Here is a 14,863-nt window from a genome sequence, read left to right as displayed (position 1 = left end):
CATAAAGATATAAGCCGTTTCAGATTTGAAATGGCTTTTTTGTTGCTTAAGTAAATAGAAGTGTAATGGTTTTTGGAATTACTTTACAAGGGGTTCACGGCCGATAAACTTTTCTTTACCGAGAAGGAAACCAATTGCTTTTTCGATATTTCTGTTAATAGACGTTTCAGTTTTAAGGTTATTTATGTAGCGGATAATTTCTTTTTGGAGATAAGGTGCCAGGCTTTCGAAAACCTCATTAGCTTTTATATTTTCTCCTAATGCCTTTTTAAGCTGAGGGTTTAGCTTGATAACGCGGTCCTCGGCGTCAAACGCTATGTCGAATATTGCTCTGTCGCCAACTTCCTTGCCTGCAGCCTTTCGCATAGGTGTGTTGAGGTATAATCGCCAGTTGCCAGCATATTTCACAAGGGTTTGTTTGAAACTATATCCGTCAATTTTAATCATCACAGGAATCTGGCCCTTACACTTACCTGCAGAATGGAAAATATAAGCAAGTGTTTCTTCAGGAATAAGTACAAATGGATTTATTCCTATTATCTCAATATCGGCTGAAAATGGCTTTGGCTTCTTTGTTTTCATCATTTTATAGATTAAATATAGCAGCTTTAAACATAACAGGTGTTTTTAGTTTTACTCTTTAAACAATTTACCTAAAACCAAATCATTTTCTGAATGTAGTGTATATAAACTTATACCTATGGGAACATCACAAAACGGGAGTACGAATAATACTCAGGAAGATAATAATATAAAAGATTTGGGTGGCAAAAAAGCAGTTGAGAAGCTTAAAGAGCTGGCAGAAAAGGCAGAAAGTTGCTTTTTTTGTACCAATATAAAAACGGGCGTACCACTATCAATAAGACCTATGGCCATTCAGCAGGTTGATGATGAAGGAAATATCTGGTTTATGAGTATGAAGGATAGCCATAAAAATGATGAAATAAATACTGATCCCTTTACACATTTGCTTTTTCAGGCAAGTGCACATTCAGGTTTTGTAAATATTTATGGAATCGCAGAGATTAGTAGAAATCAGGCGAAGATAGATGAACTTTGGAGCCCCTTGATTAAAACCTGGTTTCAGGGTGGTAAAGACGATCCAAATATTACTTTGATAAAAGTTATTCCTTCAGAAGGTTATTACTGGGATACCAAACATGGAGCAGCTGTTGCTTTTTTAAAGATGGCCGCATCGGTAATTACCGGGAAAACGATGGATGACTCGGTTGAGGGGAACCTGGCGATTGATTAGCTTTTCGTCATGCTGAATTTATTTCAGCATCTAGCTCGAGTAGACCCTGAAATAAATTCAGGGTGACGTATGGGGTATTATTTATCACCCAAATAATCAAATCCTTCGAATTCTTCTCTTTGATTTCTTTTGCTTAAGATATCATCTTCTTCGGCTTCAGCTCTTTTGAAGAAGAAGGCTTCCGCTTGTATTCTTTTAATTAACTGGTGAACCAATGATAAATCGAAAGCTTCTTTACTTAATTTGATACAGTATTCTCTTTCCGTAATTTCTAAACTTGAAGTATTCATAACGCAATGATTTTTAATGTCGATTGCTGTAAATATAGAAAAGGCTTGCTAATTAATTGTTAGCAAGCCTTTTAAGTTTATGTTATGATTTTGTTAATATCTTGTGCTTATTTGTGCGATAAGAACAAGCCATCATCAGTTTTAGTAACTTTTAAAATCCCTTTTCCGGTTAAAGCCTTCAGCGTTGTATCCCATTTTTTGTTGCTCCAATCAGTCAGGTTAGTTTTTACATCCGCTAAAAGAACTTGTTCGCCTTCCTTTACCAAAGTGAATAATTCAGTTTCTTCTGCTGTAAGTTCTATTTTCTTTTTCTCAGGGCGCATTTGAGGGAAGAATAATACTTCCTGGATTGTCGATTGGTCGGTCATTAGCATTACTAATCTATCGATACCAATACCTAAGCCTGAGGTTGGTGGCATGCCATATTCTAAAGCACGGACAAAATCATCATCCATCGCCATTGCCTCATCATCGCCTCTGGCTGCCAGTTTTAATTGTTCTTCGAAACGTTCTTTTTGGTCAATCGGGTCGTTCAACTCCGAGTAAGCATTACCAATTTCTTTACCCATTACGAATAGCTCAAAACGCTCAACTAAACCTTCTTTACTGCGGTGTTTCTTCGCCAAAGGTGTCATTTCGATAGGGTAGTCGGTAATGTAAGTAGGCTGAATTAAGTTAGCTTCAACTTTTTCACTGAAAAGTTCATCTACCAATTTACCACGCCCCATGCTGTCGTCGATTTCGATACCTAAATCTTTGCAGGTTTGAGCTAATTGCGCTTCACTCATCCCAGAAACATCGATGCCTGTATATTTTTGAATAGATTCGTACATTGTTAATTTCTCGTACGGACCGGTAAAATCAATTTCATGCTCGCCAACTTTAACAACAGCCGAACCGTGGATCGCCACTGCAATTTTTTCCAGGCATTCTTCAACCATTCCCATCATCCAAACGTAGTCTTTGTAGGCTACATAGATTTCCATTGAAGTAAACTCAGGGTTGTGTGTTCTGTCCATCCCTTCGTTACGGAACATTTTACCGAACTCGTAAACGCCGTCAAAACCAGCAACAATTAACCTTTTGAGGTAAAGTTCATTCGCGATACGCAAAAACAATGGCATATCTAAAGTATTGTGGTGTGTTGCAAACGGACGGGCCGCCGCACCACCATGCACTGCCTGTAAAATTGGCGTTTCTACTTCCATCCAGCCCTGGCTGTCGAAGTAATTACGCATGGTATTGATTACTTTAGAACGATTAATGAAAATTTGTTTGTAATCAGGGTTTACGGTTAAATCCACATAACGCATGCGATAGCGTAGCTCAGGATTAGTAAAACCATCATATACATTTCCTTCATCATCGCGTTTTACAATCGGTAAAGGGCGTAAAGATTTTGATAAAACTGTAAATCCGGTTACGTGAATGGAAATTTCTCCGGTTTGTGTTGTGAAAACATATCCTTTAATTCCGATGAAATCGCCAATATCCAAAAGTTTTTTAAATACTGTATTATATAGGGTTTTATCGTCGCCAGGACAAAGTTCATCACGTTTCAAATAAATCTGGATACGGCCTGTTGAATCTTGTAATTCTGCGAAAGATGCAGCTCCCATGATATTACGTCCCATAATCCGACCAGCTAAACTAACGGTTTTATAGGCAGTTTTATCTTTTTCGTAATTTGCTAAAATATCGGCAGCGGTAACATTAATTTCGTAGGCTTCTGCCGGGTAAGGCTCAATGCCTAATTGACGTAATTGTTTTAGCGACTCACGTCGCAATATTTCTTGTTCTGATAATCCTATACTCATTTCGGGTATTTTTTGCAAAAGTAATGAATTCTTCCGTTATTGCGAGGTAAGAAGCAAGCTTAAAACGATTGAATTTTATTTTTTGTACCATTGCCTGGTGCCAGGCAATAACCGTATTATTTAAGATTCGGCTTCAATGCCTTCTTCATACATTTCATTAATTGCATCTGCGTATTTCTTTTCAACAATGCGACGTTTAACTTTCATGGTCGGCGTAATTTCTCCTTCATCGATATTGAAAGGATTACGTTTGATTTTAAAGTTTTTAATCCGTTCGAATTTAGCCAGTTCATTTGAAATTTTCCTGATGTCTTGCTCAATCCAATCGATAATTTCCTTGTTTTGTATAAACGGATCTGCCTCTTCGAAAAATGAAGGTTTTAAATTAAAGGTTTCTTCTAAAGTTTCCCGGTTTGGGATAATGATTGCAGTGATGAATTCACGTTTATCACCAATAAGAAATAACTGGTCAATTTTTGGGCTTTTGAGGTAAATATTTTCAACAGGTGTTGGATAAACATTTTTGCCGTAGGCATTCACAATCATGTTTTTCAATCGATCGGTTATCTGGAGGTTACCCTTGTAAAAGCGACCAATATCACCTGTGTGAAACCATTTATCTTTATCAATTGCTTCAGCTGTTTCTGCAGGTTTATTAAAATAACCTTTCATAACACAGTGTCCGCGGACAATTACTTCACCTTCTGCACATTCAAATTCTTCATTAAATGTGTCATGTGTCTGGATATTAATAATTTCCTTGCTTTCAACATCCTGAATACCAATCTCTATACCTGGAATTACACGACCAACCGTTCCGTAAACCTGGCGGTGGTATTCTGTAACCGACATTACGGGTGAGGTTTCAGTTAATCCGAATCCTTCAAGGATTTTAATACCCAAATCGCCAAAAAACTCACCAACATTTTTAGGTAAGGCCGCTCCGCCTGAAATCATAAATTTCAAACGGCCTCCGGTTTTTTCCTTTATCTTGCTAAAAACTAATTTTTCTGCAATAGCCTTTTTTGCTGATAATACTAAGCCTGGATTTTCTCCCGCTTCTTTGGCAACCCTGTATTTATTACCAGTTTCTAATGCCCAGGTAAATATTTTGGCTTTAGTTCCTCCGGCTGCAGTACCCGATTTTATGGCCTTGTCATGAATGCGTTCTAGTAACCTAGGTACGCAACTCATTACCGTTGGCCTTACTTCGCCCATGTTTTTGGCAAGTAGTTCTAAGCTTTGCGCAAAGGCGATTTTACAGCCTTGTGCACAGCATACATGATAGGTTGCGGTACGCTCGAATACGTGTGATAAGGGTAAGAATGAAAGGAATGTTTCTGTTTGGTCGATTACAGGGATTTGTTGCAGGCAAACCTCAACATTTTTAACAAAGTTATGGTGTGTAAGCATTACACCTTTCGGCGTTCCTGTGGTTCCTGAAGTGTAAATTAATGAAGAAACATCTTCTGGTAAAACGAGGCTTCTGCATTGATCAATTTCCGCCCGCTCAGCAGCAGTAACCTGATGTTTAAGCGCTAAAATATCATTAAATGCAATAATTTCGACATTAACATCAGCAGGTAAGGTAACTTTTTCAAAATCCTTAAATGCAGGAATTATATATTTTAGTTCAGCACAGTTTGCAGCTACTTTAAGCACTTTACGGTATAGGAAGTTATTTCCAACAAGGATTCCTTTAATACCTGAATCGTTTATTATATAGGCAACTTCCTGCTCGGAAAGTGTGGGGTAAATAGAAACATTTATTACACCAATTTGCTGGATGCCCTGATCGTAGTAAACATATTCCGGCGAATTTTCAATCATTAAGCCTAAGCGATCGCCTTTTTTTATACCTTTCTCTAAAAAGTATGCAGAAACAGCATCGGCTCGCTTTAAAGTATCTTCATAAGAAATTTCAACCCATTCTGCACCTTGTTTGTGTATTAAGAAAGTTTCAGCGGGTTTATGAATATTTTTTACAACATTCCTTAAAAGGGTAGGGACAGTTGAAAATTCGTTAATTAATGGCATTGCTCTTTATTTGGTGTTCGTTATAATTAACAATTATAGTGCTTTTTGGTTTAAAACTATAATTTGATGTTTGCAGCCGATTTAATTGTAATAATATTTCCCGCAGAAGAAAGAGATTTACGCAGATTTATATTTATGATATTACGGTCATTAGAAATTATAAGCAAATTATCTAATCTTTTGAGCTAAGAAATCGTTTTAAATCTGCGAGATCAGCGTTAATCTGTGTGGACCAAAAAAAAGCTATAATACTATTTCCCGCAGAAGAAAGAGATTTACGCAGATTTATATTTACGATCATTAGAAATTATAAGAAAGCTGTCTAATCTATTGAGCCAAGAAATCGTTTTAAATCTGCGAGATCAGCGTTAATCTGTGTGGACCAAAAAACAGCTGTAATACTATTTCCCGCAGAAGAAAGAGATTTACGCAGATTTATATTTATGATGTTACGGTCATTAGAAATTATAAGAAAGCTATTTAATCTTTTGAGCCAAGAAATCGTTTTAAATCTGCGAGATCAGCGTTAATCAGCGTGAACCAAAAAACAGCTGTAATACTATTTCCCGTAGAAGAAAGGGATTTACGCAGATTTATATCTATGATATTACGGCCATTAGAAATTGTAAGCAAGTTGTCTAATCTTTTGAGCCAAGAAATCGTTTTAAATCTGTGAGATCAGTGTTAATCTGCGGGGACCAAAAAACAGCATAATGCAAAAAGGCCTCGAAAAGTCGAGGCCTTTTAAATATTATTAGTAATGAGTTTTAAACAGAGAAACTCTCACCGCAACCACAAGTGCGACTGGCATTAGGGTTTACAAAGTTGAAACCTTTTCCATTTAAACCATCAGTGAAATCTAGTTCTGTTCCAGCCAGGTAAAGGAAAGATTTCATATCTAATGCAATTTTGATTCCTTTATCTTCAAAAAACTGGTCACCTTTTTGTTCTTCGTTATCGAAGTCCAGATTGTAAGATAAACCCGAGCAACCACCACCTTTTACTGAAACACGTAAAAAGTAATCAGCACCCATTTCAGAATCCTGCATCAAGTGATTGATTTTTTCTTTTGCTTTATCTGTTATTGTGATCATCGTATTAAGATTTGAGTATCAAGTATCAAGATTAAATTTGAGTATCCTGATATTTGCTTTTTATACTTGCTACTAATATTAGTGGTGTGATTTCTCTAACGCAATTGCCTCTAAGCCATTTTTAACACGGTAATCGTTAATAGCTGATTTAATCGCATCTTCTGCTAACACCGAGCAGTGAATTTTTACAGGAGGTAAAGCTAATTCCTCAACAATATCCATATTGTCGATTGCTAAAGCCTCATCAATTGTTTTTCCTTTTAACCATTCTGTAGCTAAAGATGAAGAAGCAATAGCCGAACCACAACCAAATGTTTTAAATTTAGCATCAGTGATTACGTTATCTTCGCTAACTTCAATTTGTAAGCGCATTACGTCGCCACACTCAGGTGCCCCAACTAAGCCTGTTCCTACAAATTTACTGTCTTTATTTAATGTACCTACGTTACGTGGGTTATTGTAATGGTCAATTACTTTTTCTGAATATGCCATGTTTTTATTTTTTTGCCTTCTGCGAAGGTGATTTATTATTTTTTGCTTAAAGTTGAAAGACTAAGACTTAAAGCTTTTATCTTTCTGCTTTAATCTTTTTGCTTCTTAGTGTTCTGCCCACTCAATTTTACTCAAGTCAATTCCTTCTTTAAACATTTCCCAAAGTGGAGAAAGTTCCCTTAAGTGGTTAACCGCTTTTTGTGTAATTTCAATAGCATGGTCAATATCTTCTTCCGTTGTGAAACGTCCTAAACCGTAACGGATAGAAGAATGTGCTAAATCATCAGATAAACCTAAGCTTTTCAATACGTATGATGGTTCCAGTGAAGCTGAAGTACAAGCCGAACCCGATGATACGGCTAAATCACTCATCGCCATCATTAAGCCTTCACCCTCAACATATTTGAATGAGATATTCGCTACGTGTGGTAAACGGTGTTCTACGTTACCATTAACATAGCTCTCTTCCATTTTACTTAATGTCGATTCTAAACGGTCGCGTAAGCCCGATAAACGTTTTGCTTCGCTTTCCATTTCTAAACGGCAAAGTTCGCAAGCTTTACCTAAACCAACAATACCCGGAACGTTTAAGGTACCTGAACGCATGCCACGCTCATGGCCACCACCATCCATTTGTGATGTTACTTTAACTCTTGGGTTTTTTCTGCGAACATAAAGCGCACCAACGCCTTTCGGACCGTACATTTTGTGTGCAGAGAAAGCCATTAAATCTATTCCATCAGTATTTACATCAACCGGGATTTTTCCAACTGCTTGCGTTGCATCAGTCATGAATAAAGCGCCATGTTTGTGTGCTATCGCTGAAATTTCCTTTACAGGTTGTATAACACCGATTTCATTGTTGCCATACATAATTGAAACTAAAATGGTTTCAGGAGTCATTGCTGCTTCTAATTCAGCAAGGTCAATTAAACCATCTTCTTTAACACCTAAGTAAGTTACTCTGGCACCATTTTTTTCAAGGTGTTTACAAGTATCTAATACAGCTTTATGCTCAGTAACCGCAGTAATGATATGGTTACCTTTATCTTTGTACATTTCAAATACACCTTTAATGGCTAAGTTATCAGCCTCAGTTGCACCTGATGTAAAAATGATTTCTTTTTCAGTACAGCCGATTAATTTGGCTACCTGCTCGCGGGCATAATCCACTCCTTCTTCGGCCACCCATCCAAAAGCGTGATTACGGCTTGCGGCATTTCCAAATTTCTCAGTAAAGTAAGGTAGCATCGCTTCCAGCACTCTAGGGTCTAAAGGTGTGGTTGCGTTATTATCTAAATATATCGGCTGTTTCATCTCTATTCTGTTAATTATGATTACAAAGATACAAAAAAAGTTTTCTAACAATTATAATTAATAGCTATGAGGTTATAGATAAAAGCCGCATTTTTACATTTAACCAACCTTTTACACGATGAATAAGATAGAACATATTGGAATTGCTGTAAATAACCTCAACAAGTCGGTTCCGTTATACGAAATGCTTTTGAATACATCTTGTTATAAAACAGAATTAGTAGTATCAGAATATGTAAATACGGCCTTTTTTAAAACCGGCGAAAATAAGATAGAACTGCTCGAAGCAACTTCGGAAGACAGCGCAATTGCTAAATTTTTACAGAAAAAAGGAGAGGGGATTCATCATATTGCATTTGCTGTTGATGATATTCTTGAAGAAATGGAGCGCCTTAAAGCAAAGGGTTTTACATTGCTCAATGAAACGCCAAAGAAAGGGGCCGATAATAAAATGGTGTGCTTTGTGCATCCGAAAGAAACTAATGGTGTTTTAATAGAACTTTGTCAGGAGATTAAGTGGATTTAAAATGGAAGATGTGGGATGGATGATGGAAAATGGGAGGGGTTGCTGATTATTTGTTTTTTTGAAAATGAATAGTTCGGCTTTCATTGCTTCTTCAGTCCTGCTTCCACTTTATCTCGAGAGATACAGGATGCCCGTTTCTATCAGGTTTATTTACTTAATTTTGTGTTTCATCGCTTTCTACTAATATGATCAACAGTAATCCTAAAAATCCTGATCCATGTCGGTAATAAAAATCATCAGTAAAGATTTTGATATCAATGAAAATCTATCAGAAAGCCAATTACATGAAACATTGGTTAATGCCTTTGCTTACCTTATAGATAATGATTTTTCTAAACTTATTCAGATTTTGTATAAGGCGGATGTTGATCAGTATAAATTAAAAGAGTTGCTCGAAACTGCTGAGGGGCGAAGCGCTGCAGAAGTTATTGCAGATACTTATATCGCCCGGCAGATGGCTAAGCTCGAAACCTGGAAAAAATATAGTAGGTAATCATATTGTTTTTCTGCATCAATTATTAAATACCCGATGAAAAATTTGAAGATCTGATAAATTTGGGGGCCGTTCTGTGTTTTGTTGCCTGCTCATATGCAAAAGCCATAGCCAAAACCTTTTTTTCTTCGTAGGCTGAGGCCATTATCGATAACCCTACAGGTAATTCATAAATTTTGCCCATTGGAACAGTTATGTGAGGGAAACCGGCCATGGCTGCAGGCGAGCAGAAATAAAAACCATTGCTGTAATCGCCGTTAAATAAATCAATTCCCGAAGGGATTCCATAGCTTGTGCTTGCAATTGCGTCGAGTTTATTTTTGGTTATCAAATCGGTAATAATTTTTCTTGATGAAAGTACTTTTTCAAGCGCATCTTTATATTCCTTGCTACTTATGTCAGGTGCTTTATCGCTGCTTTCCAGGGTTTCCTGTTTAAAATAGGGCATGGCGGTAGCTTCATTTGCTTTGTTGAAAGTAATTACATCAATTAAAGTTTTTACTTTTGCATTTGCTTTTGACAGATAGGTATTTACACCATCCTTAAACTCGCATTGCAGTACAGTAAAACTTGCAGAACCTATAACCCTCATTTCTTTAAGTAATTCAATTTCGATAATTTCAGCGCCTAATTCTTTGAGTTTATTAATAGCATTTTTATAAAGTGAAACAACTCCTTCATGTCCGGATAGAAACGATTTTTCTATACCTATTCTTTGTCCTTTTAAGGCATCGGTTTTAAGGAATAAGGTATAATCTTTTTCAGTTTTACCTTCACTGGTTTTTGTTATTTCATCGTTTGTGTCGATGCCGGTTAGAGCGGAGAGCAAAATTGCAACATCGGTAACACTTCTACCCATTGGTCCTGCGGTATCCTGGGTTTTCGATATGGGGATTATTCCGCTTCGGCTTAATAAACCGACTGTTGGTTTTAGCCCGACTATTCCATTATAAGTGGATGGCGCAATTACTGAGCCGTTTGTTTCGGTACCTATAGCAATTGCACAAAGGTTTGCCGAAGCGGCAGAACCGGAACCAGAGCTTGAGCCACTCGGACTTCTGTCTAAGATAAAGGGATTTTTAGTTTGCCCGCCTCGGCTGCTCCAGCCGCTGCACGAGCGTGTTGAGCGGAAATTTGCCCATTCGCTTAAATTTGTCTTGCCTAAAATAACGGCACCTGCTTCGCGTAATTTTTTAACGATGAAGGCATCCTCGGTTGCAATATTACCCGCTAAAGCCAGCGAACCAGCCGTGGTCTGCATTTTATCGGCAGTGTTAATGTTATCTTTAATTAAAACCGGAATTCCATGCATCATTCCCCTTATTTTACCAGCTTTTCTTTCCTCATCCAGTTCAGTAGCAATTTTAATTGCATCAGGGTTTATTTCAATAACCGCATTGAGTTTAGGTCCTTTCTTATCAATTTTTTCTATTCTTTTTAAATACATTTTTGTAAGCGTTGCCGACGAGGTTTTTCCTGATTGCATCCTTTTTTGCAATTCGGTAATGGTAATTTCATTTAATTCGAAATCATCATTAAAACTGGAAACATCATTTGAGACTGTGGATATTACAGCAGCCGATGCAGGTATACCTATCGCTAGTCCCAATCCTGTGGTTGAGCTGTTTTTTAAAAAGTTTCTTCTGTTCATCTGGGGAATAATTGATGTTATAAATATAATTTTTTATCTGGATTTGTATTCGTTTTGGAGGGTATTGTATGTAATTAATTCATTTCAAATGTATTATCGTCATTTTCTTTATATTTAAAACCAAATGGAAAAAAAGCTTCTCTTTTTTTTATTGTTAATTCCTTTAATTGTTTTCGGACAAGATAAACCCACTGCTGAAATAAATGGTGCTGATAAGGCTTTTATTCTTAAAGCTTTCAATCATGCTGATGAATACATGAATTCAGATCATTACGATTCTGCACAATTGTGGCTCAATAAAATCTACACTAAAGTTAGTTACCGTAAACCCTCGTTATTTTCATACTTTTTAACATCAAGGCAGGCTGAAGTTTATTATTATAACAATTTGCACGAATTAGGATTACAGGAAGCTTTTAAAGCCGAGAATATTGCGTTGGTTTTAAAAGATAGCTTGTTGATGGCTGATGCCTGTAATTTTATTGGTTTGTTTTACATGAATAATAATAAAACAACGCAGGCAATTGATTATTTTAAAAAAGCATTGCTTTTATGTAAACAACCTCCTTACGATTCAAAATATATCGAACTTTCAAAGCCTCATCATATTTATGGAAACCTGGCTGAAGCATTTGAAAAGTTAAATAAACCGGATAGCGCCATTTTTTATAGTAGGGCTTCTCTACAAAAAGCCACAGAAATTAAATCGGGACGTGGTACAGCAACAGCAAACTTAAACCTTGGGAGTGCATTTATTCGTGAAAAACAGATTGATAGCGCTAAGAAATATTTCAGACAAACGAATCTGACTTCGATAGAAAGTCGGGATTTTGATGTAGAATTAAATAGTTATAGCGGCTTAGCCGATTGTGCTGCTGAAACAGGAGATAAAACAACTGCATTTAACCAGCTTTCTGTCGGCTTTAATTTACTTAAAAAGTATCCTCAATTAAATGATTTTTATAGCCTGATGTTTTTAGAGACGGCATTAAAGATTTATCGTGAGTACGCCAATAATAACGAGTTAATAAAAACATTAGAATTAAAAACACAAATTCAAACTGCTACTTACGAGCGAAATAATACCCAGATACAAACACTTCTGTTAACGGGTTTGAAAAATGAAAAGCTCATCTTTAATCTGGAATTAGCTGAATCTCAAAATAAACAAAGCCTGGCAATAACCAGGATGTATGTGTTGCTACTGGTTTTACTGGTTTTTATGGCTGCATTTATTGCCTATAGATATTACAGTTTGCAACGTTTACGTTTAGCGAATTTGAGGACTAAAATCAGCCAGGATTTACATGATGAAGTTGGTGCAACATTAAGTGGCATTGCCATGTATAGCTACATCACCCAGGAACAGCTAAAAAATAATCAACGGGAGGAAGTAAATAAATCGCTGGAGTTAATCAAGGATAATGCCGGTGAAATGGCTTCAAAACTAAATGATATTGTTTGGGCTGTTAATCCGATGCAGGATAATTTATATGAACTTTTAGAGCGGTTGAAGGATTTTGCTTTACAAATCGCAGCCGTAAAATATATAAATGTTTCATTTGATATTCCTGAAATACTCGCTGCTTCAAAACTACCAATGGAACAGCGTAAAAATATTTACTTAATCTGTAAAGAAGCCATAAATAACGCTGTAAAATATAGTGAATGTAGCTTGCTGAAGATCGATGTTAATGTGATTAATCGAAACATTAATATTTTAATAAGCGACAACGGAAAGGGTTTTATTAATGATGCAACTTTGAAAGGTAATGGATTGATAAATATGGAAAGCAGGGCTAAAGAGATTGGTGGCCGGTTATTAATCCAGAGTTCTGGCAGCGAAGGAACAAAAATTGAACTTATTTGTAAAATCACCTAAAGGGTGATTTTTTAATGATTTTTAAACAGGCAAATTTACAGGGTAAAAATATTATGGAAATTAAAGTAGCCATTTTCGAAGATAACAAACTCATTCGTGAAGGGTTAAAAACCATTATTAACGGAACGCCAGGTTTTGTTTGTTCGGGTACTTTTGTTAATGTCAATCAGGTTGAGGCAGATGTTACTTTTAGTCGGCCGGATGTGGTATTAATGGATATTGAAATGCCCGGGCGTAATGGTATTGAGGCGACTAAAATCATAAGAACAAAATTTCCTGAAGTGAAAGTACTTATCCAGACTGTTTTTAACGATAACGAGAAAATATTTAATGCTTTGTGTGCTGGTGCATCGGGATATATTTTAAAAACCGACAGCCCCTTGAAACAACTACAGGCATTGGAAGAAGTTTATAACGGAGGGGCTTCGATGTCTTCAGCAATCGCCCATAAAGTAATGCAGTTTTTTGTTCGTCAAAACGTAATGCTTGTGCAGCCAAATGAAGCCGATTTTGATTTAAGTAACCGGGAAAAAGAAATACTTTCATTAATGATTGAGGGAGATAACTACCGGAAAATTGCTGAAAAGGCTTTTATAAGTTACGAAACCGTTCGAACGCACATTAAACATATATACAAAAAACTCCATGTTGCTTGTCGCTCAGAGGCAATTCTTAAAGCAAGGCAGCAGGGTTTATTATAGTATGGCTCTCATATATATTAAAAGCATCATAACCAGAATAGTTATGGTGCTTTTTTGTTATTTAATTAATTGTAGGTCTTTAAGTTATCTGTTTAAAATCACCCGTTGTGGTATTTGCTTATGAATTGATTTGATGAATTTTTGTTTAAATCAATTATCGCAAACATTAAAATTAAATCACATGAAATTTTTAAAATTTACTTACTTGCTGGCAACGTTAACCATTGCTATTACTTCCTGCTCTAAAGATGATAATCTCGTTGAAGAGATTAACAAAGTAGAAATCCAGAAAAAACAGATCCAACAAATTATTCCGGATATATACCTGGATTCTTTGAAAAAACTTGGACTCACCATAAATACTGGTATTACACCGGCCAATGTTGAAGGGAACTACGCTATTAATCCATTATTATTAGAAGCCACTAACATTCCTAATGATGTTAAAATTGGCTATAGATTTAGTGATGCCCGTCTTAATCTTTCTAAACAAGACGCTGATTTTAACATTTTTTTGTTGGGTAAAAATTTTTTAGCTGAAAGAGATACCAGTATTGTTACGGCAATTTCAGGTACAGGTAACGATATCACTGTTTATGGTAAAGTAAAGTCGAATAGAGGGGGTAAAGTGGCAGAATTCGCAATTATTTTAACTGCTAAATTAGAAAATAAGACTTTTAAAGGCTTTAAATATGGCTTAATTTGCATCTCAAATAAAAATGGAGCCACAGATAATACCTTTATTAAAGAAGGGCAGGGTAGGTTAATTTATGAAAGCGATGGACTTTCAACTGCGATTACACAGCAGGAGTTTCTTGCAGTTACAAAAGAAAAGCAATTACTTGAACTATTTGGAGCTTCGAGGCTAGTTTCTCCATAAGGATAAGAATATTAAAATATTTGTTTTCTACTCTTGTTTATCAGAAATAAAATTAAGATATTTGCAACCTCTAAAATAGAGATAAAAAAGAGTAATAGAAATTGACATAAGCGTTTTTGCCAGCAAATTGCAAAAGAGTTCTTGAAAGTTTCACACAGATAACTAAAATAATATTCAAATGAAAAAAGATTTGCACCCTACTAGCTACAGACCAGTTGTTTTCAAAGACATGTCTAACGAATATGCTTTTTTAACAAAATCTTGCGTAGATACAAAAGAAACTATTAAATGGGAAGATGGTAATGAGTATCCTCTTTATAAATTAGAGATTTCTCACACTTCTCACCCTTTTTATACTGGTAAAATGAAATTGGTTGATACTGCAGGACGTATCGATAAATTTAAAAACCGTTACGCTAAAAAATAAT

Annotated in this window: 15 protein-coding genes; 7 read left to right on the top strand and 8 right to left on the bottom strand. The window is 36.0% G+C overall.

Annotated elements, in window-relative coordinates; translation table 11 throughout:
• Window positions 1–78 precede the first annotated feature (78 nt).
• Complete coding sequence (locus R2R71_RS03130; RefSeq protein WP_316829786.1) at window positions 79–585, bottom strand: YdeI/OmpD-associated family protein; 507 nt, start codon at window positions 583–585, stop codon at window positions 79–81.
• Window positions 586–700: 115 nt separating this feature from the next.
• Here R2R71_RS03130 and R2R71_RS03125 point away from each other — a divergent pair, with 115 nt between their 5' ends.
• Window positions 701–1,255, top strand: coding sequence for a pyridoxamine 5'-phosphate oxidase family protein (locus tag R2R71_RS03125; RefSeq protein WP_316829785.1), 555 nt, complete (start codon window positions 701–703; stop codon window positions 1,253–1,255).
• A gap of 77 nt (window positions 1,256–1,332) precedes the next feature.
• Here the strand turns inward: R2R71_RS03125 and R2R71_RS03120 are convergent, their stop codons facing one another.
• From R2R71_RS03120 to R2R71_RS03095, 6 genes are all read right to left on the bottom strand, one after another.
• Window positions 1,333–1,545 carry a hypothetical protein gene (locus R2R71_RS03120; RefSeq protein ID WP_056090401.1) on the bottom strand — a complete coding sequence of 71 codons (213 nt, stop codon included), beginning with the start codon at window positions 1,543–1,545 and terminating at the stop codon, window positions 1,333–1,335.
• 107 nt (window positions 1,546–1,652) lie between these two features.
• The gene (lysS, locus tag R2R71_RS03115) at window positions 1,653–3,362 is read right to left on the bottom strand and encodes a lysine--tRNA ligase (protein ID WP_316829784.1); all 1,710 of its coding nucleotides are present in this window, start codon (window positions 3,360–3,362) and stop codon (window positions 1,653–1,655) included.
• Window positions 3,363–3,482: 120 nt separating this feature from the next.
• The gene (locus R2R71_RS03110) at window positions 3,483–5,399 is read right to left on the bottom strand and encodes a long-chain fatty acid--CoA ligase (protein WP_316829783.1); all 1,917 of its coding nucleotides are present in this window, start codon (window positions 5,397–5,399) and stop codon (window positions 3,483–3,485) included.
• A gap of 767 nt (window positions 5,400–6,166) precedes the next feature.
• Entirely contained in the window at window positions 6,167–6,493 is a 327-nt protein-coding gene (locus R2R71_RS03105) for an iron-sulfur cluster assembly accessory protein (RefSeq protein WP_316829782.1), read from the bottom strand.
• A 78-nt stretch (window positions 6,494–6,571) separates the two neighbouring features.
• On the bottom strand, window positions 6,572–6,985 hold the full coding sequence (gene iscU / locus R2R71_RS03100; RefSeq protein ID WP_316829781.1) for a Fe-S cluster assembly scaffold IscU: 414 nt from the start codon (window positions 6,983–6,985) through the stop codon (window positions 6,572–6,574).
• A 105-nt stretch (window positions 6,986–7,090) separates the two neighbouring features.
• Window positions 7,091–8,302, bottom strand: coding sequence for an IscS subfamily cysteine desulfurase (locus R2R71_RS03095; protein WP_316829780.1), 1,212 nt, complete (start codon window positions 8,300–8,302; stop codon window positions 7,091–7,093).
• Window positions 8,303–8,420: 118 nt separating this feature from the next.
• Here R2R71_RS03095 and mce point away from each other — a divergent pair, with 118 nt between their 5' ends.
• Both mce and R2R71_RS03085 read left to right on the top strand, forming a co-directional pair.
• Window positions 8,421–8,828 carry a methylmalonyl-CoA epimerase gene (gene mce, locus R2R71_RS03090; protein ID WP_316829779.1) on the top strand — a complete coding sequence of 136 codons (408 nt, stop codon included), beginning with the start codon at window positions 8,421–8,423 and terminating at the stop codon, window positions 8,826–8,828.
• Between the two features lie 217 nt (window positions 8,829–9,045).
• Window positions 9,046–9,321, top strand: a complete 276-nt coding sequence (locus R2R71_RS03085) for a hypothetical protein (protein WP_316829778.1) — start codon at window positions 9,046–9,048, stop codon at window positions 9,319–9,321.
• Window positions 9,322–9,346: 25 nt separating this feature from the next.
• Here the strand turns inward: R2R71_RS03085 and R2R71_RS03080 are convergent, their stop codons facing one another.
• Complete coding sequence (locus R2R71_RS03080) at window positions 9,347–10,972, bottom strand: amidase (protein ID WP_316829777.1); 1,626 nt, start codon at window positions 10,970–10,972, stop codon at window positions 9,347–9,349.
• Window positions 10,973–11,096: 124 nt separating this feature from the next.
• Here R2R71_RS03080 and R2R71_RS03075 point away from each other — a divergent pair, with 124 nt between their 5' ends.
• The 4 genes from R2R71_RS03075 to R2R71_RS03060 all read left to right on the top strand — a co-directional run bounded on the left by R2R71_RS03075 (window position 11,097) and on the right by R2R71_RS03060 (window position 14,862).
• Entirely contained in the window at window positions 11,097–12,854 is a 1,758-nt protein-coding gene (locus R2R71_RS03075) for a histidine kinase (protein ID WP_316829776.1), read from the top strand.
• Between the two features lie 53 nt (window positions 12,855–12,907).
• A complete protein-coding gene (locus tag R2R71_RS03070; protein ID WP_316829775.1) occupies window positions 12,908–13,555 on the top strand; it encodes a response regulator transcription factor in 648 nt (215 codons plus the stop codon).
• Window positions 13,556–13,736: 181 nt separating this feature from the next.
• The gene (locus tag R2R71_RS03065) at window positions 13,737–14,435 is read left to right on the top strand and encodes a hypothetical protein (RefSeq protein ID WP_316829774.1); all 699 of its coding nucleotides are present in this window, start codon (window positions 13,737–13,739) and stop codon (window positions 14,433–14,435) included.
• A 178-nt stretch (window positions 14,436–14,613) separates the two neighbouring features.
• A complete protein-coding gene (locus R2R71_RS03060; protein ID WP_025142617.1) occupies window positions 14,614–14,862 on the top strand; it encodes a type B 50S ribosomal protein L31 in 249 nt (82 codons plus the stop codon).
• Window position 14,863: the final 1 nt, after the last annotated feature.

Source organism: Pedobacter aquatilis, assembly GCF_032678405.1.
Taxonomy (GTDB): domain Bacteria; phylum Bacteroidota; class Bacteroidia; order Sphingobacteriales; family Sphingobacteriaceae; genus Pedobacter; species Pedobacter aquatilis_A.
This window is presented reverse-complemented; position numbering and strand designations above follow the sequence as displayed.